Consider the following 586-nt stretch of genomic DNA (forward strand, 5'->3'; position numbering starts at 1 on the left):
GTTAAAGGCATTGCTGCATTTTTAAACATTGAACGTCTCACGATGTTAGAAAAATGCACCGTTTGTGCCTCATCATTAGGCACTTCAATCCCAACTGTTTTCTTTCCAGGAATTGGAGCTTCAATACGTATTTCTTTCGCTTCTAAAGCCATTTTAATATTGTCAGTTAAAGTCGTGATTTTATTGACTTTAACGCCTTTTTCTAACGCAATCTCAAAGCGTGTAACGGTAGGACCTTCGGTATGATTAAAAACACGAGCGCCTATATTGAACTCACTAAATGTTTCGTTTGAGCGGTTGGTCTTGGCTTCTATGAATTCTGTTAAATCTGGTTTCTTTTCTTCGGGGTCTTTTAATAGACTAACAGGTGGAACTTGATAATTTGTATATAAGTTTTGACCGGCTTTAACGGTTTGTTTGATCGATTGGTTCGCAGGTGCTTCAAAAGAAATATGGTCTTGTTTATCTTGCGTTTCATAAGAATCTTTAGTCTCTTCGCTACGAGTATCAAACGATTCTTTTTTAGGATCTTCTTGTTTAAAAGATTCCTTTTTGGGGGATAATGTTTCACTAGGCGTTTCTTTAG

The 586-nt window shown here is 36.7% G+C and carries 1 protein-coding gene; it reads right to left on the reverse strand.

Annotated features, from left to right (window positions below):
- A partial coding sequence (locus ABCO64_RS10675) for a DNA translocase FtsK (RefSeq protein WP_343089462.1) occupies positions 1–586 on the reverse strand: 586 nt, incomplete at both ends.

Origin of the sequence: Methanocalculus natronophilus (genome assembly GCF_038751955.1) — an archaeon.
GTDB classification, from domain to species: domain Archaea; phylum Halobacteriota; class Methanomicrobia; order Methanomicrobiales; family Methanocorpusculaceae; genus Methanocalculus; species Methanocalculus natronophilus.